Annotated in this window: 25 protein-coding genes; 9 read left to right on the forward strand and 16 right to left on the reverse strand. The window is 51.0% G+C overall.

The genetic code is table 11. The features are described from left to right. Positions 1-79 precede the first annotated feature (79 nt). Positions 80-619, reverse strand: a complete 540-nt coding sequence (locus K3T82_RS19645; RefSeq protein WP_220195256.1) for a hypothetical protein — start codon at positions 617-619, stop codon at positions 80-82. Between the two features lie 492 nt (positions 620-1111). Then, complete coding sequence (locus K3T82_RS19650) at positions 1112-2593, reverse strand: MFS transporter (protein WP_220195257.1); 1482 nt, start codon at positions 2591-2593, stop codon at positions 1112-1114. Between the two features lie 225 nt (positions 2594-2818). Here K3T82_RS19650 and K3T82_RS19655 point away from each other — a divergent pair, with 225 nt between their 5' ends. Beyond that, entirely contained in the window at positions 2819-3709 is an 891-nt protein-coding gene (locus tag K3T82_RS19655) for a LysR family transcriptional regulator (RefSeq protein WP_220195258.1), read from the forward strand. A gap of 10 nt (positions 3710-3719) precedes the next feature. On the opposite strand, the gene K3T82_RS19660 is transcribed toward K3T82_RS19655, so the two are convergent. After that, positions 3720-4022: a GIY-YIG nuclease family protein gene (locus tag K3T82_RS19660; protein WP_220196485.1), complete on the reverse strand. Its 303-nt coding sequence runs from the start codon at positions 4020-4022 to the stop codon at positions 3720-3722. A 433-nt stretch (positions 4023-4455) separates the two neighbouring features. Here K3T82_RS19660 and K3T82_RS19665 point away from each other — a divergent pair, with 433 nt between their 5' ends. After that, on the forward strand, positions 4456-5664 hold the full coding sequence (locus K3T82_RS19665; protein WP_236031395.1) for a cytochrome P450: 1209 nt from the start codon (positions 4456-4458) through the stop codon (positions 5662-5664). Between the two features lie 300 nt (positions 5665-5964). Here K3T82_RS19665 and K3T82_RS19670 read toward each other — a convergent pair whose 3' ends face one another. Beyond that, the gene (locus K3T82_RS19670; RefSeq protein WP_220195259.1) at positions 5965-6288 is read right to left on the reverse strand and encodes a hypothetical protein; all 324 of its coding nucleotides are present in this window, start codon (positions 6286-6288) and stop codon (positions 5965-5967) included. A gap of 62 nt (positions 6289-6350) precedes the next feature. Next, positions 6351-6539, reverse strand: a complete 189-nt coding sequence (locus tag K3T82_RS19675) for a hypothetical protein (protein WP_220195260.1) — start codon at positions 6537-6539, stop codon at positions 6351-6353. Positions 6540-6872: 333 nt separating this feature from the next. On the opposite strand from K3T82_RS19675, the gene K3T82_RS19680 reads away from it, so the two are divergent. Beyond that, entirely contained in the window at positions 6873-7925 is a 1053-nt protein-coding gene (locus K3T82_RS19680) for a MarR family winged helix-turn-helix transcriptional regulator (RefSeq protein WP_236031397.1), read from the forward strand. A gap of 102 nt (positions 7926-8027) precedes the next feature. Here the strand turns inward: K3T82_RS19680 and K3T82_RS19685 are convergent, their stop codons facing one another. Next, positions 8028-8855 carry a hypothetical protein gene (locus tag K3T82_RS19685; RefSeq protein ID WP_220195261.1) on the reverse strand — a complete coding sequence of 276 codons (828 nt, stop codon included), beginning with the start codon at positions 8853-8855 and terminating at the stop codon, positions 8028-8030. Positions 8856-8970: 115 nt separating this feature from the next. Here K3T82_RS19685 and K3T82_RS19690 point away from each other — a divergent pair, with 115 nt between their 5' ends. The 3 genes from K3T82_RS19690 (at position 8971) to K3T82_RS19700 (ending at position 11553) form a co-directional block, all read left to right on the forward strand. Beyond that, complete coding sequence (locus K3T82_RS19690) at positions 8971-9297, forward strand: hypothetical protein (RefSeq protein WP_220195262.1); 327 nt, start codon at positions 8971-8973, stop codon at positions 9295-9297. 440 nt (positions 9298-9737) lie between these two features. Next, positions 9738-10871: a glutathione-independent formaldehyde dehydrogenase gene (locus K3T82_RS19695; protein ID WP_220195263.1), complete on the forward strand. Its 1134-nt coding sequence runs from the start codon at positions 9738-9740 to the stop codon at positions 10869-10871. A 286-nt stretch (positions 10872-11157) separates the two neighbouring features. Next, entirely contained in the window at positions 11158-11553 is a 396-nt protein-coding gene (locus tag K3T82_RS19700) for a GlcG/HbpS family heme-binding protein (protein WP_420799326.1), read from the forward strand. A gap of 272 nt (positions 11554-11825) precedes the next feature. Here the strand turns inward: K3T82_RS19700 and K3T82_RS19705 are convergent, their stop codons facing one another. Continuing rightward, the gene (locus tag K3T82_RS19705; protein WP_220195264.1) at positions 11826-13148 is read right to left on the reverse strand and encodes an alpha/beta hydrolase family protein; all 1323 of its coding nucleotides are present in this window, start codon (positions 13146-13148) and stop codon (positions 11826-11828) included. A gap of 139 nt (positions 13149-13287) precedes the next feature. On the opposite strand from K3T82_RS19705, the gene K3T82_RS19710 reads away from it, so the two are divergent. Further along, complete coding sequence (locus K3T82_RS19710) at positions 13288-13839, forward strand: helix-turn-helix domain-containing protein (protein WP_220195265.1); 552 nt, start codon at positions 13288-13290, stop codon at positions 13837-13839. Between the two features lie 433 nt (positions 13840-14272). Here the strand turns inward: K3T82_RS19710 and K3T82_RS19715 are convergent, their stop codons facing one another. The 3 genes from K3T82_RS19715 to K3T82_RS19725 all read right to left on the reverse strand — a co-directional run bounded on the left by K3T82_RS19715 (position 14273) and on the right by K3T82_RS19725 (position 16922). Next, positions 14273-15394: an acyltransferase family protein gene (locus K3T82_RS19715; RefSeq protein WP_220195266.1), complete on the reverse strand. Its 1122-nt coding sequence runs from the start codon at positions 15392-15394 to the stop codon at positions 14273-14275. An 89-nt stretch (positions 15395-15483) separates the two neighbouring features. Next, positions 15484-16125, reverse strand: a complete 642-nt coding sequence (locus tag K3T82_RS19720; protein ID WP_220195267.1) for a TetR/AcrR family transcriptional regulator — start codon at positions 16123-16125, stop codon at positions 15484-15486. 305 nt (positions 16126-16430) lie between these two features. Next, the gene (locus K3T82_RS19725; protein ID WP_220195268.1) at positions 16431-16922 is read right to left on the reverse strand and encodes a MarR family winged helix-turn-helix transcriptional regulator; all 492 of its coding nucleotides are present in this window, start codon (positions 16920-16922) and stop codon (positions 16431-16433) included. Between the two features lie 113 nt (positions 16923-17035). On the opposite strand from K3T82_RS19725, the gene K3T82_RS19730 reads away from it, so the two are divergent. Together K3T82_RS19730 and K3T82_RS19735 are read left to right on the forward strand one after the other, a co-directional pair. Continuing rightward, positions 17036-18223: a cytochrome P450 gene (locus tag K3T82_RS19730; protein ID WP_220195269.1), complete on the forward strand. Its 1188-nt coding sequence runs from the start codon at positions 17036-17038 to the stop codon at positions 18221-18223. A gap of 366 nt (positions 18224-18589) precedes the next feature. Beyond that, complete coding sequence (locus K3T82_RS19735) at positions 18590-19207, forward strand: hypothetical protein (protein WP_220195270.1); 618 nt, start codon at positions 18590-18592, stop codon at positions 19205-19207. Between the two features lie 502 nt (positions 19208-19709). Here the strand turns inward: K3T82_RS19735 and K3T82_RS19740 are convergent. The 6 genes from K3T82_RS19740 to K3T82_RS49955 form a co-directional block, all read right to left on the reverse strand. Further along, on the reverse strand, positions 19710-20339 hold the full coding sequence (locus K3T82_RS19740) for a lactate utilization protein (RefSeq protein WP_220195271.1): 630 nt from the start codon (positions 20337-20339) through the stop codon (positions 19710-19712). A gap of 236 nt (positions 20340-20575) precedes the next feature. Then, entirely contained in the window at positions 20576-21034 is a 459-nt protein-coding gene (locus K3T82_RS19745; protein WP_220195272.1) for a nuclear transport factor 2 family protein, read from the reverse strand. Positions 21035-21302: 268 nt separating this feature from the next. After that, positions 21303-22235: an NADP-dependent oxidoreductase gene (locus tag K3T82_RS19750; RefSeq protein ID WP_220195273.1), complete on the reverse strand. Its 933-nt coding sequence runs from the start codon at positions 22233-22235 to the stop codon at positions 21303-21305. 139 nt (positions 22236-22374) lie between these two features. Continuing rightward, entirely contained in the window at positions 22375-22857 is a 483-nt protein-coding gene (locus K3T82_RS19755) for a DUF6022 family protein (protein ID WP_220195274.1), read from the reverse strand. Between the two features lie 98 nt (positions 22858-22955). After that, positions 22956-23834 carry a haloalkane dehalogenase gene (locus K3T82_RS19760; RefSeq protein WP_220195275.1) on the reverse strand — a complete coding sequence of 293 codons (879 nt, stop codon included), beginning with the start codon at positions 23832-23834 and terminating at the stop codon, positions 22956-22958. A gap of 120 nt (positions 23835-23954) precedes the next feature. Further along, the gene (locus K3T82_RS49955) at positions 23955-24134 is read right to left on the reverse strand and encodes a TetR family transcriptional regulator (protein ID WP_420799327.1); all 180 of its coding nucleotides are present in this window, start codon (positions 24132-24134) and stop codon (positions 23955-23957) included. Positions 24135-24411: the final 277 nt, after the last annotated feature.

Below are 24411 nucleotides of genomic sequence, written 5' to 3' on the forward strand. Positions count from 1 at the left end.
CTCTTTCAATACAAAAAGGCATGTAGAAGGTTTTTTATATGCGCAAATATGGCTTGATGACACATGATCTCTTGCGGGGTTACGAGAAGGGCGCCTGCTGGTTACTTTTCTTGCCAAAGAGATTGGCAATCAGGAGCATGATGACAAGCAGTACAAGGCTACAAATACCACCTATTAGTCGACTAGAGGTAGCAAACATAGGCAGAATACCAGCGCCAACAAATAAGATCAGTAGGCTAAGCAAGCTCAATCCAAGGGCTATCCCTATGGCTTTGACACTACGATAATTACCATGTGTGAACACAAATGCGAGTCCAGCAATACCACCACCGAGTAGAGCAATAATGCACTTGACCACTAGCACATATAGCTGCAACCGGAAAGGGAAGTAGAGCATATCTGCGAGTAGCAAAGTGAGTGATGTTGCGATCCCGACCCAGGGGCCAAACTTTGTCGCGAGGAAGAGGCTCAAAACTAAAGAAACTACGGCTAATACCAAACCATAATGGACATGAGTTCCGAAATATTCGAGCGCCCCAGTGAGGAGCACACCGATGATCAAGATGATGAATTGCTTACTGGTCAGACGCCAGGCACTTGGTCTCTGAGACTGAGCCAAATCGCTTCTCTCTTTCAATGCAAAGAGACATATAGAAGATTTTTAAGTTATAAATGTTTGCCCGATGACACATGATCTCACGCGGGAATATGAGAAAGAGATCTCTGATATCATCGAATTTACCTGAGATCGTAACGTAGCATTACATCAATGATGCTGGATATGATGTATCTCACAAAAAGGGAAACTCGGAATTTATCAGCGGTGGCATTGTGCTATTTAGCACGGCGATAGTATGGATGGGTACGTGTTGTCAGCCAAATTCCCCCAAAGGTGAAAGGTAAAGTGAAAATGAGAAAGAGAGGAAATTCGCATAAATGCGCCAATAGTGCTATATACATTAATCTCGGCCTGATATAGCTTATTATAAATTTATATTAAATGCAATTTTAATTCACAGCCGCTCATCACACTCATTCATGCAAAAACGGCTCAGTGGATCGCCTAATGGTAGGCGATCCACTGAGCCGTTTCATATTCCAGATTATTAATCTACGTGCTTCTCTGTGCTCCTGCTCCATTACCGCGTGCCAGAGCAGTGAAGATGCCCAGGGCCGCAAAGAGCGCGCAAACGAGCAGTGCCACATGGAAGGCTCCAACAAATGTGCTTTGTAGTTCGCCAATGCGAGCTGCCGAGAACTGGTGAGCCTGGGGTGAGGAGAGCAGCGAACCAGCGAATGAACCACCCAGGGCCGCGAAGACCGTTCCCGTCAGGGCTACGCTCAAGCATTGCCCGACTACGCGCCCGGTCGCCAGCAAACCTGAGGCCTCACCCTGCGCGTGAAGTGGAGCCGCACCCATCATAGTGCGCGTATTAGGCGATTGGAACATCCCTTGCCCAAAGCCGGTGATAGCGAGTCGCCAGGCGATATCCCAGACTGTACTATGCGTATCCACCTGGCTGACCAGGACCAGCCCCACACAGGCAATAGACAGTCCAATAGGGGAGAGCCAGCGTGAGCCCAGGCGGTCAGCAATTGAGCCACTCAACGGAGCCGCAATAGCCAGCATTAATGGTAAGGGTGTTAGCAGCAGGCCGGTCTGAATGGTCGAGAAGCCCCGCAACTCTTCCAGGTAGAATGGCAGCAGAAAACCGGGGGCGAAGAGAGCCATCATGCAGAGCATAAAGCTTATGTTAGCGAAGGCGAAGACCCGGTTCGTAATCAGTTTCATACTCAGGATGGGGCTTTCAATATGTAGCTCGACATAGACTGCCACCGTCAGCACCACCACTGCCACCACGAGTGAACTCAGAGTCTCTGCCGAGAGCCAGCCCCACTCCTGCCCGAAGGATAATCCAAGCGTCAGCGCAGCCATGCCTATGGCGAGTAGGATCGCACCCACCGGATCGAAACGCTCAAGCTTCTTTCCAGTCTGGATTGTCTCATGGTAAAAATACCAACCCGCTAGCAGGACGACAATACTAATAGGGACGTTGACGTAGAAGATCCAACGCCAGGTCAGGTATTGGGTAATGATGCCTCCAATGGTAGGCCCTGCCGCGACGCCCAGAGAGACAACAACGGCGTTCAGGCCAAGGGCCAGCCCACGCTCCCTGGGTCCGAAAGTGCTGGTTATCATCGCGACATTGACGGCAAAAATCAATGCCCCGCCAAGACCCTGAAAGAGCCGCGCCAGAATCAGAAAGAGCAGGGTGTTTGAGAGTCCACAGAGCGCAGAGCCCAGGACAAAGACGATCAACCCCGCGATAAATATGCGCTTACGCCCAATAAGATCGGCAAGCCTCCCAAAGGTAAGAAGTGTTGCCGCGATCACGACCAGATAGCCGATTATAATCCACTCCGTAGCCCCTCCCAACTGCACCTGAAAAGTACGCGCGATATTAGGCAATCCAATATTCACAATTGAACCATCCAGCGTCGTCATGAAGCTTGCGGAAGCCGCCAGAGCCCAGATGACCCACTTGTTGGTCGCGTTCCGCGCGATATTGACCTGTTCTTCAGTCCTATACATTTCATATTTAGAAGCTGAGTCTGTCCGAGTTACAATTTTTGAATGAGATGATATAGTCTTTCTGTCATCAGGATGTGCATGCGCATGCGCCATAAGATCCCCTTTTTTATAGAATGGTTTAATATATTATTCCTACTCTTTAGTTTAATTCCTAATGACTTGTATGTCCAATACATAATTACTGGTATATTAATAGGTATGGCCTATAACTGAATTGGAGGAGCAATGGAATTACGACACTTACAATATTTTATAGCCCTGGCGGAAGAGCTACACTTCGGTCGGGCGGCAGCAAGATTAATGCTCGCCCAGCCATCGCTAAGCCAGCAGATAAAGCAATTAGAGGATGAGATGGGCTTTCCCCTCTTACGGCGGACGCGGCGCTCGGTGGAATTGACCGAGGCGGGGAGCGCCTTTCTAGAGGAGGCGCGCAAGATTCTCGCTGAGGTACAGGAGGCGAAGCGAGTGGCTCTGCGAGCCTATCGCGGAGACGTTGGGCAACTGGTTGTTGGGTATATCAGCTCTAGCACCTACGATCTGCTACCCAGAATGCTCCATGCCTACCGTGAACGCTATCCACATGTCGAAGTTGTGCTGCGCGAACTGACAACTCCTGACCAGATTCGCGCCCTGGAGGAAGAGCGCATCCATATTGGTCTGATGCGCCTGCCCATCAGCGCCCCCATGGTCAAGGTTGAGGTTGTCCGCCGCGAGCCAGTCGTCTGCGTTTTACCAGAGGCCCATCCCCTGGCTGCTCACGAACGAGTCTCTGTCGCCTCCCTTGAACATGAACCATTTGTCTTGCAGTCAAACCAGCGCGCCGCTGGCTACTACATCCAGATCATGAAGCTCTGCCTGGCCGCTGGCTTCAGCCCCAATGTCGTACAGGAGGTCACCGAGATGCACGCCATCGTAGGGCTGGTAGCGGCAGGAATGGGGGTCTCTCTAGTCCCGCTATCGACGAAGAATATTCGCTCGCGGGGAGTAGTGTATCGCGAACTTGAAGGTGATGTTCTGATGACTGAGATGGCTCTAGGCTGGTTGCGCGATCCCCATTCCGCAGTTGTTAAGAACTTCCTGGCGGTCGCACGCGAGACTGCCTTCAATATGCCATGACTTGCTACATCTATAAAGGAAGGGGTGCGCGTTGTTCGATCAAGAGCAATTTCTGGGGGCGAGAGAGGCGCTTGATACGATATTCCGTCTGCAGTGCCTCGCGCTTCGTGGAGAAACGCCAGTGGGCCGCCAGCGTCACGGGCCGATGCGAACGCGTATAGTGCCCACCTCTTCCCTGATTGTGAGCTTTGATGCGCCGGGTGACATCTCGCGCATAACCAGTATACAGAGAGCCATCGGCGCAGCGCACGATATAGACGAAATGTCCCGTGCCCGTTTGCTCCTCACCAAGCACTGTCTCATCCTCAGACATTGCCATAAACATCTCGCTCCCTCTGCTTGCCGTATCTGCTGGCATTCACTATACGGCATTGACGTCCAACGTGCAAGCATCCTGCCATACAACCCAGGGCCTTCCAAATTCTCCATAAAAAGCAAAATCAGCTGCTTCACGGATCTTCGAAATGTGTGGCGCGCCACACATTTCTGACACTCTTTTTATGAAGAACGACAGCATTGCGCTCATGTAAGGGTAAACGAAGTATTGCTGATGGAAATTAGATGGACACAGTTATAAGCAATAAAGTGGTACAATACCAGTGGCATATATGGCTACGAGTTTGGCGCGTAAAATCGTGCGACTTGTAGGATATGTATGCCCAATAGGCCTAAGGACGGAACCTCTGTTTGCTTTATATTGGCACGCTGCTCAGGCATCGTGTCGCAAAGGAAAGGGCGAAATAGTTTTGAAATCACTGACTGAGTATACGCTTCCCCCACTGGAATGGCACCGACAGGCGCGTGCCTGGTATTTAGAGATGTTAGAAGATCAGCCCGTGTATTTCGACGAAACAAACAAGTGCTGGTGGGTCTTTCGCTACGATGACGTGGCGCACGTTTTGAAGGATTATGAAACCTTCTCATCGGCGCGTCTAATGAATGGCGCTCAGAGCGAATCAATCATTACCCTTGATCCTCCACGTCATCGCCAACTCCGCACCCTGGTAACCCAAGCCTTCTCAGCACGTGCCATCGCCGCCATGGAACCACGTATCACGCGGATCGTGAATGATCTGCTGGCACAGGTCAAGCCAGCAGGCAAGATGGATGTCATGGAAGACCTGGCCTATCCGCTACCCGTCATCGTAATTGCCGAGATGCTTGGTCTACCGAGAGAGGACTGGCCCAAGCTCAAAGCCTGGTCCGACCTAATCCTTGGGGATTTCACCCAGGAACAGGGCAACGCTGAACTCGCCGATGAGAAGTGGGTGCCACAGGAAATTATGCAAGAAATGTATACATACTTCTTCCAGGCGCTCCAGGCGCGGCGCATCGAGCCACGCGACGACCTGATGACTCAGCTCTTGCAATCCGAGGTCGATGGTCAGAGCCTTGATGACCAGGAACTCTTCAGCTTCTGTATCACACTTCTGGTTGCGGGCAATGTGACCACAACCAACCTGATCGGCAACGCCATTCTCTGCTTCAATAACTTTCCAGAAGCTATGGAGCACTTGCGCGCTGAGCCTGAATTGATGCCACGTGCTATTGAGGAAGTGCTGCGCTACCTGCCACCTATCCGCAAACCCGGTGAGAGCGATAGCGTTATCATCGGGCGCACAGTGACCACCGAGACCATGCTCGGAGAGAAGACGCTGCGCAAGGGAGAGACAGTCATGGTGGGGCTAGCATCCGCCAACTTCGACCGCCGCCAGTTCCCCAATCCTGAGCGCTTCGACATTACACGCGACCCTAACCGCCACCTCTCGTTCGGGCATGGGGTTCATTTCTGCCTGGGCGCTCCACTCTCGCGTCTAGAGGCGAGGATCGCGCTCAATGCCATGCTGCAACAATTGTCAGATCTGCGCGTTGACTCGGACGCGACCCTTGAGCAGGTTCGTAGTGGCGTCGTCTTTGGCGTCAAGAATCTACCCATCACCTTTACCCCCAGCTAGCAACAAAAGTCAGGGGCATCAGACTTGCGCGACAAGCTTGATGTCCCTGGCCGATTTTAAAAAGCATTCTCCCTATATCTGGATGTGACGTATATGAGCAAGCCATAAAATGCGGGAGAAAGGTGGTGAAAAAAACGCCCCTCGATGCACACTAATGTGTTTTTAGCGTGACGAGACAAGCAACGTTTTCATCCAACGCATATCACCTCTCTCGTGGGGAAAAACGAGGCACCCGTAACGCATTGCTTCCCTGCTTTGTCTCAAGATCGCGTATGTGCGTATAAATGACAGTGAGCGTCGTCACTTAATTCTGTCGATTGCTACAGAGGCCACGATAAAAGTGGCTATACATGCAGCACAGAAACTAATCAATCCTCCTACGCCACCGACAAGAATCAGGCAGATAACAGCGAACGCGAGCAAGCTTACCAATGTAATGGTGAGCCCTATGAGACGGAACATGTTTTGATTGTTATGCGGTTCAGAATACACTTTCGCTACTGGCGTTTCTCCCACCATTTGTTCATAGGATGCCTCGTTGTGTGAGTGAGCGTATGCCTGGTTGCCTTCATAACTGTAGTAGGTTGGGCTTGTTTGTTCATGTGTTTCCTCTTGTCGCATCATAATATATTTCCTCCTGCTTCAGCTTGCTATAACATAACGAATTTGCACATAGTCCTCGCTCATCAGAGAAGAGAACTCGGCCAGTACTCACGTTCTGTTATTTCTCTCAGGTCAAGGGCAGTACCATGATCCCAAACGCGAACATGCTCTCGATCCTCACCGGGGTTCCCTTCAAAGTTCGCACGGAAGGTATCGGCAACCTTCCCCCAACCATCCTCGACGTATCCTCGCACGAGTGTTCCGCTTGTCATGATGCACCGCCTTTCCGAGAGGATCTGAATTTGAGAAGTTTGATAATCGTTTCATTTCCCTAATGGTTGCAGCCAGGTCGAGTCCTCAAACATCACATGGTCGCCAAACGTTTTGTGTAATTTCTGCATTTCAATCACCATCAACATGACACATGAGGCATTTCTATGGTATACTCAATTCACTGATTTGATCAGTGAATTGACATGATTAATATCATGATTAAGTCACCAAAAAGTATTGAATATTTTAGTGACTTAATCACCTAAATAGAGGGTACACGGAGGAACAGACATTTGTCAAGAGGTTCTCAGAGAAACCGAGGGGAGATTCTCGTGGCACTTAAGCGGGAATTGAGGAAGATCAACGGTTTCGGCGCTTCCTTCTTCCGAGTAGCAGCGACTCAAACCAGGATGGCGGCTGACACAGATATACAGGTGATGGATATTCTGGATCTTGCCGGTGAAGTTTCTGCTGGTCAACTCGCCGATCTTATGGGGATGACTACTGGAGCAATCGCCAGGATCCTCAACCGGTTGGAGGAGGCAGGGCTCATCCATCGGGAGCGTGACCCCAACGATGGCCGCAGAGTTATTGTCCGGCTCGAAAGAGGCAAGGATGAAATGCACAAGGTTCACTCGATCCTGGGTTCTCTTGAGAAGACGTGGGATGAGGTGGTATCGCGTTATGATGAGGAGCAACTCGTCTTCCTCCTGGAGTTTCTCCAGCACAGCAACGCGTTGTCGAGAAAGGAACTTGGCCTGTTGCAAGAGGTGTCACCAGACGAGGGGAAAATCTTCTCTGCTCCGCTTGAAGATCTCTCTCGTGGCCGGCTTGTTGTCTCCTCCTGCGCCCGGCTGACCTTGTGTACGAGCGAAGGGATGGCAGAACTCTACCAGGCCCGCTTCGAGGGATCGGTACCGAACGTTGCAACCAAAGACGGGGTGGTCACTATCCGCTATCCACGACGGCTAACAGGTACCAGTGGAGAGCAACGTCAGGCCGTGGTCACGCTGAGTCGCGCCATCCCGTGGCAGATTGTGATCCAGAGCGGGGGATCAGATATCACTGCCGAACTGGGTGGTCTTGATCTCTCCTCTTTCGAGATCAAGGGAGAAGGAAGCAGGATCCACCTGGAGCTTCCCTCGCCCTCTGGCGTGGTTCCCATACGGATCAGTGGGGGAGGATCAGGGATCAATGTTCAACGGCCTGCTGGCATCGCAGCACGAGCGCTTCTCAAAGGCTGGGGCTCCGCATTTGTCTTCGATGATCAAACCCATATGGGTAACAATGTATGGTTGCAAAGCTCTGGTTTTGAGCCGACTGCCCCCTATTACAACATCGAAGTTACAAGCTCCGGAAGCATGGTCACCATCACCTCTGATTAAGGCTTTGAGGGGTCAGCACATCTATATCGTCGCGTCTCCTTTTCAGGTTCAAGGAAAGAGCAGCACAGTCGAGGATTGGCCACGCGAAACGGCTCTTGTTACTCATCGATGGTAGATGCGATCCACTGCCAAGAGCAACTCTGCTTCATCAATCTCAATGAGCAACGAACGACCCAGACACCGTTCGGCCTCTTGCCAGACGTAGCGTGTCCAATGCCAGAGTGCATGTGCCGCTCGTCGCACTTCCTGCTGTGAGGGAGACGTCGGCCAGGACTGCGTTAACAAGACTTGCTCCTCTGGCAAGAGGAGGTGTTCCACATACCGATATCCATAGGAACGAGAGCCACGCAAGGCGGCCAGCAACACATATAATTCCATAGCGCGGGAACTCACCTCTCCGAGTGCTGACCAGATTGCCCCACGGGCATTATGTAAACTGAGATATATTTGGCTGTCAGTCGCTTCCTCGATCGAGGTTCTGGCTTGCTTCCAGGAGACGGCCACGGCCTCTTCCTTGACCGCTGCGAGTGCATGCGCTAAGAACTGATCGGTATCCTTGAGAATGCGTGCCTGCGCATATTCTGAAGGCAGGTTCTCTTCCGAGCGTTGATGCAACCACAGATCGACTCGTTGCCACTCCTCTCCCACGAAAGCCGTACATCCAGCTCCTCGCGGGTAGGAGAAGTGAACTGTTCCCAAGGAACTCAGGATCTCGTGTAACGTACTCTCCGTTTGGGTAAACGCGACATCAGTAACCCACAGGTCAATATCCAGATCAGAAAAGCGATCGGCGCTGCCTCGGCCAAGGGAGCCGGTATAGAGCATCCCCAGTACGCGTGCATTGCTCTTTATCGCCGCCTCAAATGGCCCTAATGACATGGGCAGGGCGTGATCGGAACTATACTCAAACACCTCGAGTGGTTCACTCATGACATGCTCCCTTGCTGCTGGCCTTTTTGTGCCCAAATGCAAACCAGTTCGCCAGGAATATTCCCTCGTTCTGTTTGCTAGCGCAAGCGTTTTTGCAAAGGGGATAAGAAGAGTTATGATGAGCAACTGGCCCCAATCCCTAAGAGTGGCAACGAGGCCAGCAGGGCGGCATTTTTCCCCGGTTGCGTGGCCCCCTGCCATGGGCTCGCTCTCCTTTGAGAAACCTGGCACACAGGAAGTCAACGCAATATTCTACTACATTCATCGACCACGACTAGGCAATGGGCATCCACCTTCCTCATCTGCTCAGGCCAACGGTCTCACTCTTCTTCCCTATGTTCCCTGGCACCCAACGTCTTTTTCGGGCCCAGCTCGCGCGCTTGATGGCACGGCTCATCGTCGCCGTGCTCACCCAAACGCTGTGACTCTGCTCCTTTCTTGAGTGTATCAGCTAGCTCAACTCTTCCGCAAGCTGCTGTAGATTACTGAAGAAAGGTAGCTTTTTGTCGTTTCACCGCTCTGTTTGAGATGGGTCTATATAGTGATAAAAAGCAGGAGACTCATGCTATCAAGTACAAAATCAGGCGCGAAGTTCAGGAGAAGAACAGCAGTTATATAAGGGAAGAGCGGTAAACGAAAAATTATGAAAGAGCTGTCTTCACGGTTCAGAAGGCAATGCTGCTCATGGTGGCTGATGCATCGATAATTATAAACGTTGAGCCTGGTGGTGAAGGACCAATGTAAAGAAATGATGAAGAAAATTTTCTCTGTTGAAGAGCACAGAAATGGCTGAGAGTAGGTTGATTGCACTGGTATTTGACGGTGAGCAGGAAGTGAAATATCTGTGGTTGCAGATTCAAGAATTACAGAAGGGAGGTTCCTATGCGCGCTTTAGTGTATGAAGGACCATTCAAGGTCGCAGTCAAACAGGTAGAAGACCCAAAGATCCAGCATCCCAATGATGTCATTGTACGCATCACTTCTACCTGTATTTGTGGTTCAGATCTGCATATGTATGAGGGACGAACCGCTGCACGGCCAGGGATTGTCTTCGGCCATGAAAACATGGGTATTGTAGAAGAAGTTGGGTCAGGCGTCGTTACATTGCACAAAGGTGATCGAGTGGTTCTGCCTTTTAATGTCGCCTGTGGTTTTTGTAAAAACTGTGAAAGGGGCTATACTGCTTTTTGTCTGACCGTCAATCCTGGCTTTGCAGGTGGTGCATATGGATATGTGGCAATGGGTCCCTATTCTGGTGGTCAAGCCGAGTACCTGCGTGTACCTTTCGCGGACTTTAATGCGCTTCAACTACCCGCTGGGACGGAGCACGAAGAAGATTTTGCTATGCTTCCCGATATCTTTCCAACGGGTTACCATGGGGCAGAACTTGCCAAGGTAGCGCCGGGAGAATCTGTTGTGGTCTTTGGAGCGGGGCCAGTAGGCCTCATGGCCGCGTATAGCTCGCTCATTCGTGGCGCTGCCGAAGTCTATATTGTTGATCGCGTACCTGAGCGCCTGCAAAAAGCCAAAGGAATCGGAGCCATTCCCATTGATTTCAGCCAGAACGACCCAGTGCAGCAGATTCGTGATATGCGTCATGGAGATGGTGTTGACAAGGGAATCGACGCGGTTGGATATCAAGGAGTTGCGCCAGGTCAGAACAAAGAGGCTCCTAACATCGTGCTGGATTCGTTAATCCAGATTGTTAATGCAACCGGGATGCTGGGGATTCCTGGCCTGTATGTACCGTCTGATCCGGGGGGAGTAGATCCCCACGCGAAAGAGGGTCGCTTACTTCTTCCCTTTGGCAAACTCTGGGAGAAAGGGCTCCAGGTGGGTACAGGTCAGTGCAATGTGAAGCACTATATCCGCCACCTGCGTGACCTGATTATTGCCGGTCGCGCGAAGCCCAGCTTTGTCGTTTCCAATGTGGTCCCGCTCAATGACGCACCTCTAGCGTACGACAAATTCGACAAGCGTATCGAAGGATACACGAAAGTCATCCTCAAGCCCTAGGATCACCCAGCAATTGCGCCAAATAGTAAAAAGAGAGGCAAAAAGCACTTCGTATTGCACTGCCAAACTTCATTTGAAACAGAATCATCAGCCAATATGGCATTTACTCTTCGCCGAATCCGTCAATCGAAGTTTGGCAGAACAATAGGCGTCAAGTGATCTTCCAGCAAACCCTATCAAGAAGTTGATAGGAGGTGCTAAGGTGCGTCGTCCGTGCGGGGATAGAAGCATGTATAGCATAGTAATTGAAGCAATTTGGCAGAATAAATGGAAGAAGGTGATTTTGATGGTCACGCTTAATGATGCGAGAAGAGTTATTGATGCTGCCGAAAAAAAGGCTCAGGAAATTGGTCAGCCTATGAATATAGCGGTGGCCGATGCGGGAGGGAATCTGGTTGCTCATATCCGTATGGATGAAGCCTGGATTGGTAGTATTGATATCTCTATTAAGAAAGCTTTTACGGCACGAGCTTTCGACATTACCACGGAAGATCTGGCAACACAGTCCCAGCCCGGCGGACAATTTTTCGGCATTCACGCATCCAATGATGGTCGGATCATGATCTTTGCGGGTGGGGTTCCGCTCAAACTGGATGGAAAAGTCATTGGCGCTGTAGGTGTTAGCGGCGGTTCGGGCGTGCAAGACCACGCGGTGGCAATGGCAGGAGCGGAAGCATTCTAGCTTCATCAGAACTGAGAGCAAAGATCCTCATCGACATCGGCCTCTGGTAACTCCTGTCTTTAGACATGGAGAGGAAAGAGACCCTCCTTTTTTGGTGTGAATACGGTGGCGGTGCAGAGGCGCTTCGCCTGTGCTCCTGGATGTTTTTGAGCATACCTATATACGTGAACACGTGCGCAAACGCCGCCACTTCACCCATCCAGGAGGGCATGGCAGGCTTCGAGTCTGGTGTGATCTGGACTCGTGGCCGAGGGAGAGCTCATGTAGTATCGTCACCGTTTGAAGCGAAGGACTCCGGAAACGAAGCGAGCGAACACCCCTGGATGTGGTCTTAGCCATGTGGCGATGTCGGCAACCACGGCTGGATCAACGTGTTGAGCCGACTCGTATTCTACCGGCGTGGACGGGCCTATGCCGGGGAAGAACAGATGGTTATCCACCTCATAGATCCGAATCGTCACATCAGGCCGGTGAGAGAGGCCCTCCTTCCACCGTGAGAGATCATCCTCGACTGTCACTTGATAGTCACGGCCGCCTTGGAGAATAAACATCGGTTTGTCCAATGCCGAAGCCGTCGAGACCGGATCATAGCTTCGCAGGTCTAACCAATACGAACCTGAGAAGCCGAATGGTAACTCCCTGGCTGGTGTCGATGGGGACAGATCAGGACTGTCGACCAGCGCGGCTTGCCGAATCATCGTCTCCACGGCTGTCTCCGCAACTGGGCCGGGAGAGAGTTGGGCGAGATAGTGGGTAACACGGATGGCGGAGCGCTGCATGGGTTGCGTATCACCAGCCATGATTACCAATCCGGCGATGGACGGCTCAGCAGCCACGACACGCGGGGCGACTTTGCCACCCATGCTGTGACCAAGGATGAAGATCCGCGTAGGGTCCACAGTCGGCTGCTGTTGAAGGAGGCGGGCGGCGGCGACGGCGGATGGTACATACTCATCCGCCATCGTAAAATCGCGTAGCGTTGCCACCTGTTGGCTGTGCGTATAGGTCACCTTGTCAAAGCGCAGGACTGCCACACCACGGCTGGCTAAACCCCACGCGAGATCCTTGAGCGGTTTATTCAGCCCGCTAGTCTCGTCACGATCAAATGGCCCACCTCCGCTGAGCAATACCACGCCAGGCTTTGGGCCGTGCCCGTGGGGCAGACTCAACGTCCCTGGAACAGCCAGTGGGCCAGAACCAACCATCACGTCGTGCTCTTCAAACTTCTTTGGATTTGCATAGGATGGCGGCGTCCACACCGTGACTGATTCAGGGGCAGCAAGCCGAAAACCGTGAAGTTTGCCCTTGCTGTCAATCGACATGATCACCATGAGTTCCCCATGTTCACAGATGACTGGGACGCTCACACGGACCAGCCCCTCTTTCGCGTGCTCGACCACTGGCTCTCCGATCGTGGAAATCGGGCCACGTTTGCTGATCTCAACTCCCCAGGCATCACGCACCGTCTCAGAAGAAACAACCGCCCGGAGCGGAGGCGCAAACAACGGCTCCATCTCTACAAAGCACCCGGCTCTAGCCTTCTCAACGACGGTTCTGGCGATCGGTCTTGCATCGATGGTAGTCAAATCAGCCATCTCATCTCTCCTTGTTGCGAACGAGAGCTCATCATGAGGTCATTCTTCTTTGGTAGCGCTTTGTATCATTCTCAATATTGAGAATGATACCACATAGTCTCAATATTGACAATAGTCTCATATGTGAGATAATGGAAATATGGATACTATCGAACTCCTCTTACATCCCGTACGGCTGCGCATTGTGCATACCCTGTCTGGGGATCGAACCCTCACCACGGCCCATTTGCGTGCTCGGATGCCCAATGTCTCGAAGGCCACCATGTACCGGCAGGTCAGCCTGCTTGTTGAGGGAGGCATCCTTGAGGTCGACCATGAACAGCAGGTGGGCGGCACTATCGAACGCTGGTATCGGCTGCATCAGTCGAGCGCAGTGATAACGTCCGAGGCAGCTGCAGCTGCGTCGCTGGACGATTATCGTCGTGCCTTTGCTGCCGCGATGGCCGCCTTGCTTGGTGAGTTCAACGCCTACCTCGACCGAGGCCACGCTGACCCTCCTGCTGATGCAGTTGGGTTCCGACAGCATGCGCTGTGGCTCAGCCCGCCTGAGCGCGACGAACTGATTGGAGAACTACGTAAGGCCATTGTGCCACAGCTGAACAACAAGCCTGCACCAGATCGCAGACAGCACCTGCTCAGTCCAATCTTGTTCCCAATTGAGGATGAGCCCCCACAGACCCCCAGCCAGTAAATCTCCCCCTGCCCGCGGACACCAGGATTGCTTGGGTTGTCTTTTATTGCTCAGGCTAGAGAGACGCGTTGCGCATCACGTGGGCCAACAGTTCACACTAGCCCTAGCCAAGCCATCATCGTGTGAAAGGGCAAGATCCTTTGCAAGGGGAGCTTTCCAGAGTGACCAACGCATTTCAGGAGGCAAAACAAAGCAGAATCTGGCAGTTCTCATGCGTTACTTGGGCGTTTCAATAGGCAGTTGGCAGTACGAATGGCAGACAAATGAGGAAGCAGCTATAGGTGCCTGCAGAATGCATCAGACTGCAGCAGAAAGAGGTAGGTTATGCATCTCCCATTGCCGAATAAGCCACGAAAGGCTGACTTGGCAATGGAAAAATCGACTCCGATCGCTACACTCATAAAGGAGGTCATTTGCCCTTTTAGAACTTTTTTTATACTATTTTATGCAGCAAGGGAATTTTACGAAGAACGTAACCAGTGAAGAAGCATAATGGGACAGCGATGAGAACCACCAGCGCCCATTTGAGCAAGGGATACAGCACGAGAGTGCGAGCAACATACGCCAGTGGAACAATGATCAGAGGATGGATTAGGTAGACTGTGTAGGCGCTCTCAGCCAGCACCTTTCCTACCATGCCCTGGGTATTCAGATGCTTGCGAAACAACGTCAAGAGCCCGATGCACAACCCCACACAGGCAACCGACTCCCACAGTGCGTATATCAATGCCTGCCAATGCCATCCTCCCTCGAAGAGGTCCGCATGGCCTATTGCTCCCAGCGCAATGATCATGATAGGAAACGCGAGCATCGCTCCAATGGCTATCCTCAGCCAAACCCTTCCCAGCACATCGGGAAGACGTAGGAACAAGTTGCGACGATAGGCCATAAGGCCAATGACAAACAGGCTGATATATTGTGCAAATTCAGCCAATTGGAAGCCGAATATCGTGTAGGAATTGAGTGGGCACCAGAAACGCACCACAAAGGTCACAACCGTCAAGGCCAGTACAAACAGGAGAATACTTCGGAAGGTCAATGTATGGCTCTCGGTCATGGTCCGGCTTCCCCGCTGCCTGGTGAGCCAGCGCCCCAGAGCATACAGCACAGCAAAATAGATGAGTGCTAAGATAAACCAGGAAGGCCCATCACCTATCATCTGCCCCTTGAGCAGGAAGGCACTGTAAAAACTCCAATAGGATTGGTGTATGCCACCGGCCATATAGAGGACAAGAGGATCAAGCACCAGATCATAGATCAACAACGGGACGCCCAGACATAAGCATCTCTCCCACAGAAAGGTGCGCCCGCCTTTGCGGTCATAAGATCCAGGGGTAAAGTAACCAGAGATCAGAAAGAAGAAACCCATGAAAAATGCTTGATCGATGGCGATCAGGATACTCAGGACGACTGTTGCCAGCATGTCCTTGTTCGGACCTTGATAATACCACGCCCCAAGAGCACCATAGGTGATCGCAAGATGATGCACAATGACCAGGGCAGTAAGCGACACACGCAGGTTGTCAACGAAAAAGACACGCCCCCCTTGGGGCATTCAAAGACGCATTGAGGGCCTGAGTTACCGCATGCTCACCGTGAGAAGTAGCTCGTTCAACTTGTGATGACATGTTTGATCCTTTTTACTCAAAGAGTTGAGGGAGCGAAGAATGGTTTTTGTGGTTCCTCAAACAAGGAGTCAGGGAAGCCATGCTTCATGACGTGCAACACGCGATCTGCCATGAGATCTGGGCTTGGCTCGTCCTGCTCATCCCACCAGCAGTGGAAGGCCCGGTCCATCAAGCCTTCAAGGAGGGCAGCGAGCAAGGGAATCTCCTCTTCAGAGAACGGAGAAAGATCGACGACCTGCTCAAGGAAACGCAAGAACATCTCCACAAGCATTCCTGGCCCACCAGATCGTGCCGCGACTCCTTCTCCTGTCCTCTCAATACGAAGAATGTCGCGTTGCGCGTACACCTGATGAAAAATGGCACGAACGACCACAGGCAGGGAAGGGTTGTCCTCGTGCGCAATCTCCTCCCCCACTTGCTGTCGCATGGCTTCGAGCCCTTCTGTCAGAACAGTATTGAAGATTGCCTCTTTATCGCGGAAATGCAGGTAAAAGGTACCAACACCAACTGCAGCGGTTTCGGTAATTTCAGTGATCGTGGCGTCATGATAGCCACGGATCGCAAACACTTTGCGGGCCGCCACTAGCAGGTTGGCACGGGTGCGAGCCCGTCTTCTTGCCCCTCTGGGCTGTTTCACTTGCTGACTTTCCTGATCCATACTCTATCCATTTCTGAAACTGAAATCACTTTCAGAAATGGATAGTACCCCATCAACTGGTATCTGTCAAGAGGAAGATGAACATATTCAACAAACCGCCGTGGGAATCCCCATATGTGAATGACAAGGGATTCTTGCAATGGTCCTTCATAGGTAAGATGGAAAGGGGGTATGCCCAGAGAGGGCTGGGCTAGATCCTCCGAACTCCAATTGCGAAGACGGCGCTCTCGACGCAAATATAGGAACAAGATCAGCACGACAGGAAGGCGCTATACGTCCGGTGAAATTGAAAGCCATTCCTCGCGTCACTTCTTATCTTCATCTCGCTCTGCTCTCATCTTTCTCGTCAATACATGTTGTAGTCGCTTGAGGAGTAGATCGAGTTGCACACGTTCATCAGCAGTGAGCGAAGCCAGAACATCTTCACTGAGTTGTTGCTGAAGAAGACGCACTTGCTGAAAGTGCGCCTGCGCAGCTTTCGTTAACACAAGAAGCGTTGCACGACGATCAGTTGGATCAGGAAGCCGAGAAAGCATATCCTCCTGTTCCAGTGCATCAACTAAGGCAGTCACTGTGCGCGCTCTGATTCCAAGGGACGTTGCCAGATCACTCATGCGAATCTGCCCTGCATCTTCAACCGCGAGTAAAAGACGCAGACGGGAGTCAGAAAGTTTTGTCGAAAGCTTTTGATCGGCCAGGCGCGCATCAAAATAGCGACGCAAGATATGAGCGGTTGCAACAAGTGTTCCCAGAACATGGACATCATTGGGAGAAGGCTCCATCGAATTCCTTGACATTCTCTTCTTCCTCAGTGTATAGTGATAGTGAGCAAGCTCACTATCACATTGCTCATTATACAATTTCTCTTCATTATACTTTCTCTTTTTGCTCTAGGCAAGAAAGGATTGTTATGTCATTTTTGATCAGGAAAGAGAATGTCTTTGCGCCATTTCACTGGTATCATGAGATGCGTCGCACTCAACCACTTTTTTATGACGAACAGACGCACCACTGGCATATTTTTCGATACGAAGATGTAAAATTTGTTTTGTCGGAGCATACGTTATTTTCCTCAGATATTTCTGGGAGTGGAGCAAACACTGGAGATTCTTTGCGCAGTAGCCTTCAGTTTCTCGACCCACCTCGTCATCATCAACTCCGTCGTCTGGTTAGCCAGGCCTTTACACCACGTGTCGTCGAACAGCTGGTAGCTCATATAACAAGCGTTGTTTCTGAACTCCTGGATAGTCTCCATTCTTCGGATCGGCTAATCGATTTTGCGACACAGATTGCATCACCGCTGCCGGCACTTGTCATAGCATCTCTATTAGGAGTATCTCCCCATCGGCAGAACGATTTTCGACGGTGGGCTGATGTCGCGCTTGCGGCTCCGGGTCCGGGTGCCCCTCAGGAAATCGCGACTGCATACCAGAGAGCAAAGATGGAAATGGCAGAATATATGACGCAAATAATCGAGGAGCGACGGGTAGAGCCGCGCGATGATCTCATCAGCCACCTGATCACGGCCGAAATTGAGGGGCAGCGCTTAACTGGCTGGGAGCTGCTTAGTTTTTGCGAGCTCCTTCTGATCAATGGCAACAAATCGACTTTTCATCTGATGAATGCCATTGTGCTCTGCTTTGACCGATATCCAGAGGCCCTCGCGCACGTACGCGCTCGTCCTGAAGTCCTCCCAGGAGCAATTGAAGAAGTTTTGCGTTTTCTTGCCCCGTTGAAAGCCACTGTTCGACGTACGAGAGAAAAAACGCTGGTTGGAGGGCGCCAACTGGCAAAAGATCAGGAAATCGTTGCCTGGATTGAGTCAGCCAATCACGACGAAAACCATTTTGACTCTCCTGAGCAGTTTATGATTGAGCGCACACCAAATCATCATCTCTCATTTGGCTTTGGTATTCATGCCTGCCTTGGGTCACATCTTGCACGTTTAGAAGCAAGGGTGGCACTTCAGGCCATGTTTGAGCGCTTTGCCGGGCAATGGTCTATCCCAGATGTCTTTTTAGATGCCCTCAAAGGACCTGGCCCCAGTACTGCCGGGATCATGGGGGTAAAACATCTGCCATTGACCTGGGAAGCGTGACCTCCAATATCCACGCACCATGAGAAAAGCAACAACCTACTTTCGAGAGAGAAAGAGATGAACCTCCTCCGAGCAGGATATCAATAGGATGAGAGCGGTAACACGACCTTCAAAGAAGTTGAGAAATGCTTTCTCAAGATGGCGCAGTGGAACAGCAACACCACAAGAAAAGAAGTGGCTTTGCTTCCTCCCTACTCGGTGAAGCGCAGAGGTCTCCATAAAGCCTCATCTTAAGATGAGGCTTCGTTTTTTGCTGCCTTGCGAGCTTTGATACTGTGAAGTAACACACTGCAATATAGGCTGCTTAATTCTAAAATAGGGATACATCGACCAGAGAAAACACTAATGAAAGGAAGCCCTTGTTGGATGAAACATAATACTCGCTTTCTCTTTTTACCTTTTTTCTGTCTGTTACTCCTATCATGTAGCAACACTGCCAACACTGGCACAACTGCTACAGCGACAAATACTCAATCCGTATCGTCAACGCCTACCACAGTCAAAAGTCCCACATCACTTCCACAGCCGACGCCAACCTTCAAACATGTTTATCGAGGGACTGATTTTTCTATCGGGTATCCTGATGATTGGACCGCAACACCACATATTGATAGTCAAGAAGAAGATGTAGAGTTTGCAGAAAGCGTAGATCAGGCAAGAGTATATATTACTTCATCCCATGAGGAATCCACCCCCGAAACCTTGATACAGTATGCTCTATCCACTGTATCCGGGTTTGGAAGCGACTATCAGGTTCTACCAGTTCCAGCAACCACGACCATTAATGGGGTGATCTGGAACCAAAAAAAAGTCTCTGCTGTTTCCCCTACGGGAGACCCCGTGACCCTCCTGGTTCTGGCAACAAAACAGTTGCACAATCCTAACCGAGCAATAATGATACAGTGTGGCGCTAAAAATGCTTTTTTTGCTGATTCTGAAGCAAAGGTTTTTCATCCCATGCTCCAATCTTTCACTTTCCAGTAAGCTGTGATTTTCACCTGTTTTCGACGGTAAATGGGATAATAAACGTGAGCTTCGATGAACAATCTATTGTCCCATTCTAAGCCTCTATCCCCTTTTATAAAACCTTCCATCCTGGTTAGATGAGTCTGGATGAGATGAATACTGCTCGGACTGGAGCACTTGATCCAGCCGGGCACTTCTATTTCACCTGGCGCTTATCATTTCTGAGCTCTTCTAGCGATGTTTCTTTCCAATTTATATCTTCCACAAAAGCGGGTCAGTTACACATCAAGCCATCATAGAAGCAAAATCAAATGGAGACACTTTCTGGAATGCTGCGAGCAAACTTCCTGTTTGCTCGCAGCATGATGAGGAGCATGATAACGTTCTCGCTCCCTGAAACAAACCATGCTCCACGTTGAAAACAGGCCAGCGGGATGGCATCAAACGAATGGTATGATCGCAAACCGCAGCACAGATGAAGTTTTTCCCAGAAGGAAGCTTCTTTTGCTTTTCACATCTCCTAGAAGCCAAGCTGCTGCTTGACCAGGACAATCGTGATGCGATTGGGATATGCCTCTCCGTTGATGATCAGAATTTTATTGATGGCGCTGGGTTGGCCGTATACCTGCTGTGATCGTTCGTTTTCTAAAGGAAGGCTATGTTCACGGATGCGACGAAGTCCGTCTTCCAGCGTGGGAACAAGCTTATGTGTGCCAACCACCCAGATCACTTGGCCCGCACCAAATGCAGCGGGGCCTAACTGGCTGCCAACTGCTGATGCGATAAGCACCTCACCTTGTTCGGTTATCGCGTGGACGCTTCCTACCAGCACATCAGGGCCGGCTATCAACTTGCGCATCTCGTTGCGCTGTGTCACATGATCAAATGTAGATAACCGAGCGCGCATCGATTGAAAGCGGTTTGCGTGTTCAATCTGCTCTGCCAGACCAATCGCCTCAAGGGTACGCGAAGGAGAATCAAAGACCTCTGCGCCATCGGGGATCAGGTCAAGCACGTATGTTCTTGCTTCTTCTCCGGTATCCATGACAACCGCTTGTATGCCATGCGCTTGCAGAGCCTGTGCCGTCTTTTCGATCTGCTGCTCTGATGCCAGTTGCGTAAATTCGGAATGTGAGAGATTAGTAGCCATTGAGATTGTTTTCACTTTCTTGTCTTTTGTAAATCTTGATATACAACTAGTGAAATGGTGCTGATGGCACTGTTGATGAGCTTCCTTCTCTTGAGGGGAGGGTAGGCCCTCTCAGTGATGCGAGAATTATTCATTGGCAGAAGAAAGGCCCATAGTAGACCAGGTTCATCCCACAATGTCTATTCACTCAGCTAGCATTTTTACATGATTGCGGGAATGCCAGCTCAACTTGTAATTTACCTTTCTTCCGCCTCCGCTGCCTGGGGCGCCGAACCCGCAAGCGGCGTAGTGTCAAGGTATCTGACCTCGAATACGCGCTCGGAGAACTTCCAGCCGTCCTCTGTGCGCCGATAGCGGTCGTGGAATACAGCGTAGTTCAGATACGAGTTGCCATTGCGCAGACAGATGAGTTCTGAGAGGTAGGCCCGGCCTACCGCAGTGTCGCCAAGCAGTTGGATCATACCTGGGTGCGTGGTTTGCACAAAGTAGACCCACTGACTCTTCAGCCACTCACTTCCGGAGCGGATTTGTTCCCGACCTATTTGTTCGACGTTGGCATCGGGAATCCGATACACACCATCCTCAGTGAACAGCGATGCAAGGCGGCCATAGTCGTACATCATCGCTGCGTCGGTGAACTCGCCACGCAGCGCCTCGATCTCGAAGCGATCAACAATACTCTCTAAGGTACTCATTGATTTCCTCTCTTATATGTATAGTTCAAAAACCATGCCCCGGGGTCACACGCACGCCATTCTGGTCATGCGCTCTCACATCTTGTGCATCACTTCTGTGACGAAACGAAACGAAAGAATGTGACCAGTGGATAAGTGCAGGCGTCGCATTGATGAAAGCCTCAGCTGCCGCACCGCTTGCGCTCATAAAAGATATCAGGCGGCTTCATTGCCCCTGGTGGCAGCTTGTCTCAATTCCGATCAACGAGAGCCAGAGATACCTGTGCCATCAATAGATTTGCAGCACAATCCTGCCACGCCCATGACCGTTCCGGCTGTACTCATGAGCCTGTTGCACATCACTGAGGGGAAACGCCTTCCCAGCCGTCACATTGAGATGGCCTTCACTGATCAATTGTGTCAACACCTGTAAAGGAACGCTTGCTGCTCCCCGGCTCATCATCGCACGAACTCCACGTGCCTGCGCTTCTTCCTGCGGCGGGGGCCCGGCAATAGAGATCAGTGTTCCCCCTTGTCGGAGTGCAGCCAGCAAACTGCTGAGGGTCTTTCCTCCGACTCCATCCAACACCAGATCCACATCCTGGGCTATACCCTCAACGGAGGTTGTCGTGTAATCCACGACCTCATCCGCACCAAGACTACGCACAAAATCAAGATTTGCTGTGGATGCCGTGCCGATCACATGAGCGCCCTTCCATTTCGCCAGTTGGATCGCGAACAGGCCCACTCCACCCGCAGCCCCTTGAATCAACACCCGCTGACCAGCGGTCAGGCCTCCGTGATCAAAGAGCACTCGCCAGGCAGTTGTCGCGCCGACCGGGATAGTAGCAGCTTCAGCAAAACTAACCGTCTGCGGCTTGAGCGCAAGAGCTTCTACAGATATCGTGATGTACTCGGCATAGGCTCCTGCGCTGGTCTGCGCAATAACGGCCTGCCCTCTCTTAAATGCCGTCACACCTGGACCAACCTCTTCAACCACACCCGCCATCTCAAGACCAGGGGTATAGGGAAATGTGATCGGCATCGATGCTTTCATCAACCCCTGGCAGATTCGCCAGTCGATTGGATTCACGCCAGCCGCGTAGACACGCAGCAACACTTCGCCCATCTGCGGCTCTGGACGTGCCTTCTCTTCAAGCTTGAGCACTTCAGGTCCACCATGGCTATGGATATGAATCACTCGCATGGTCTGTGTTGTCATCTTCGACTTTTCTCTTTTCTTTCGTATTGGAATTGAGATAACATTGCCAAGAATTGTCTTCGTGCGATTTGACACATGAATAGCTCAAACCCCTTCAAGCCTGGCTTCATTAGAAATTTGTCTCAACTCCAATGGGTCGTTAGTATTGTTGCAAACCAGGTATTGCGGATTTCTCGATCATCTGCGCGATGACTGATTGATTGATTAATATGGACGACAGTACGACTGGTCGACGAGGGATGCGAAAGCTAGAATGGTCATGGAAGAGGCATGTAACCAGTGCACCTAGATCCTCTGTCTGCTCCTGGTGCAGTACACACCAAAAGCGACGTTCGCGCTCCTGTTGTGGTCCCCATTGTTCTCGTGAGAGGGGAAATGTTCCTGGGAAAGCCGGGTCGCAGATCAGACCTGCCTGCTTCAACTCGTCATAAACGGGCTGGAAAAGTAGCTGGCTATATCTGGCATACGCTGGCTCGCTTACTCGTGCAAAAATCTCTTCTAATTCTTGCCGATACTCTTGCAAAACCTGCTGGTAGTGTTCGTCAATGAACTGCTGAATATAAGCGACTGTCGTTTCTATCGTTCTCCCTTTGAGGGAAAACGCTTCGGTAAGCGTTGTCATCTGCTCATTCCCTTCTTTCTCGATTCTCTTGCTGAAGTGTTGGTACTGGTGGGCACTTGCCCGATCTTGTCATCCACCGATTGCCAACGCCCCAAAAACTATGTCAGTTGCTGTAGCCAGTTTGCAATCCCTTGTCCCACTTCATCGGGAGCGTCTTCCTGTGGATAATGGAGTCCTTGCACAGTTATCTCACTTTGCGCAGGCCAGGCTCGACAGAACGCTCGTGCATCTGGCTGCATCGTGCCCGGCTCGCACTGAATAAAGAATTTTGGAAGAGTACTCCTAGTAAGCCATGCTCCATAGGTTGTGACGATTTCAGTCACATCAACTGGTTCTCCATCAAAAGGGAGCTGACGTGCCCAGGTAAGCATAGGACGACGCGCTTCGCCCGGCTCAGCAAACGGGCGACGATACTGGTCCATCTCTTCTTCCGTCAAACGACGCTGAATGGTATTGGGAAGATTGCCTTCGATGAAGGTGTTTCGTTCCAGGATGATCTGTTCTCCTGCTGGAGACCGCAACGCCTGAAAGATCTTACGGGCTGGTTCCGGAAACTCGCTCCAGGTATATGGCTTGATGATCGCTTCCATATAGGCAATCCCTCGCACAGCATCTGGATGACGATAGGCCCAGTCGAAGCCCAGAACCGATCCCCAATCGTGCACAACAAAGATGACTCGTTCCCGTATGTCAAGCGCTTCGAGCAATGCATCCAGGTAACGGCGATGTTCGACAAAAGTGTAGGAGTCAGGACCGCTCTCGGGCAGTTTCTCTGAACCGCCCATCCCAATGAGATCAGGCGCGATGCAGCGCCCGAATCCTTCCATGTATGGCATAATATTGCGCCAGAGGTAGGAGGAGGTGGGATTGCCATGCAGAAAGACGATCGGATCACCACTCCCTACCTCGACATAGGCCATCTCCAGTCCCAGAATCTCTCGGCGCTTTTTTTGATATGGAAATGCTGCGTTACTCATGGTATTTTCTGTTCCTTCCTTGTTGAAAAGAAAATCATCTCGCAGACCGGTTGACAAGTTGTCAGATTTAGAATGCTTAGAAGAAGGGAATCGACCAGGAATAATGCCTGGATGGCTCCCTTAAGTGGAAATCCTCCTCAACGCATCCTTGGTCTCAAAGTGTTTATACAGGGTGCCTTCGGCACAACCGGCGGTCTCGGAAACTTCCTTATTGGTCAAACAAGCCAGCCCTTTGCTTGAAGCAAATGTTCTGCTGCCTCCAAAATAGAGCGGCGTGTTTTTCCTTCCAACTGCTCTAATTTAGAGTGATCAATCACTCTAAAAATATAGTATGCAATCACCTTTTTGTCAAGAGGGGAGAGCAACATAAATATCTGTGCACACAATGAGCAAATTTGACACTCCCATTTCTTGACTAACGCTGTGAATAGTCTCACTTAGATGGAAAATCGAAATGAAAGCAGAAGACCCATTCAAGGAGACCAATCATGATAACTTGAGCCACACATTCTCTCAAATCATTTCTATCGGTCGCATGGATGCCAACCATTGCGCTCACAGCCCTCTGTCTGCTCTT

The organism is Ktedonospora formicarum (genome assembly GCF_016587355.1).
In the GTDB taxonomy this organism is placed as follows: Bacteria; Chloroflexota; Ktedonobacteria; order Ktedonobacterales; family Ktedonobacteraceae; genus Ktedonobacter; species Ktedonobacter formicarum.

Bases quoted from the DNA above. Each gene is read 5' to 3' on its own strand.
- K3T82_RS19655 (WP_220195258.1), top strand. From the start codon at position 2,819: ATGGAATTACGACACTTACAATATTTTATAGCCCTGGCGGAAGAGCTA.
- K3T82_RS19705 (WP_220195264.1), bottom strand. From the start codon at position 13,148: ATGGCTGATTTGACTACCATCGATGCAAGACCGATCGCCAGAACCGTC.
- K3T82_RS19650 (WP_220195257.1), bottom strand. From the start codon at position 2,593: ATGTATAGGACTGAAGAACAGGTCAATATCGCGCGGAACGCGACCAAC.
- K3T82_RS19710 (WP_220195265.1), top strand. From the start codon at position 13,288: ATGGATACTATCGAACTCCTCTTACATCCCGTACGGCTGCGCATTGTG.
- K3T82_RS19700 (WP_420799326.1), top strand. From the start codon at position 11,158: ATGGTCACGCTTAATGATGCGAGAAGAGTTATTGATGCTGCCGAAAAA.
- K3T82_RS19735 (WP_220195270.1), top strand. From the start codon at position 18,590: ATGAAACATAATACTCGCTTTCTCTTTTTACCTTTTTTCTGTCTGTTA.
- K3T82_RS19745 (WP_220195272.1), bottom strand. From the start codon at position 21,034: ATGAGTACCTTAGAGAGTATTGTTGATCGCTTCGAGATCGAGGCGCTG.
- K3T82_RS19675 (WP_220195260.1), bottom strand. From the start codon at position 6,539: ATGACAAGCGGAACACTCGTGCGAGGATACGTCGAGGATGGTTGGGGG.
- K3T82_RS19670 (WP_220195259.1), bottom strand. From the start codon at position 6,288: ATGATGCGACAAGAGGAAACACATGAACAAACAAGCCCAACCTACTAC.
- K3T82_RS19690 (WP_220195262.1), top strand. From the start codon at position 8,971: ATGATGAGCAACTGGCCCCAATCCCTAAGAGTGGCAACGAGGCCAGCA.
- K3T82_RS19715 (WP_220195266.1), bottom strand. From the start codon at position 15,394: ATGCCCCAAGGGGGGCGTGTCTTTTTCGTTGACAACCTGCGTGTGTCG.
- K3T82_RS19695 (WP_220195263.1), top strand. From the start codon at position 9,738: ATGCGCGCTTTAGTGTATGAAGGACCATTCAAGGTCGCAGTCAAACAG.
- K3T82_RS19660 (WP_220196485.1), bottom strand. From the start codon at position 4,022: ATGTCTGAGGATGAGACAGTGCTTGGTGAGGAGCAAACGGGCACGGGA.
- K3T82_RS19760 (WP_220195275.1), bottom strand. From the start codon at position 23,834: ATGAGTAACGCAGCATTTCCATATCAAAAAAAGCGCCGAGAGATTCTG.
- K3T82_RS19720 (WP_220195267.1), bottom strand. From the start codon at position 16,125: ATGGATCAGGAAAGTCAGCAAGTGAAACAGCCCAGAGGGGCAAGAAGA.
- K3T82_RS19685 (WP_220195261.1), bottom strand. From the start codon at position 8,855: ATGAGTGAACCACTCGAGGTGTTTGAGTATAGTTCCGATCACGCCCTG.
- K3T82_RS19755 (WP_220195274.1), bottom strand. From the start codon at position 22,857: ATGACAACGCTTACCGAAGCGTTTTCCCTCAAAGGGAGAACGATAGAA.
- K3T82_RS19725 (WP_220195268.1), bottom strand. From the start codon at position 16,922: ATGTCAAGGAATTCGATGGAGCCTTCTCCCAATGATGTCCATGTTCTG.
- K3T82_RS19750 (WP_220195273.1), bottom strand. From the start codon at position 22,235: ATGACAACACAGACCATGCGAGTGATTCATATCCATAGCCATGGTGGA.
- K3T82_RS19740 (WP_220195271.1), bottom strand. From the start codon at position 20,339: ATGGCTACTAATCTCTCACATTCCGAATTTACGCAACTGGCATCAGAG.
- K3T82_RS19730 (WP_220195269.1), top strand. From the start codon at position 17,036: ATGTCATTTTTGATCAGGAAAGAGAATGTCTTTGCGCCATTTCACTGG.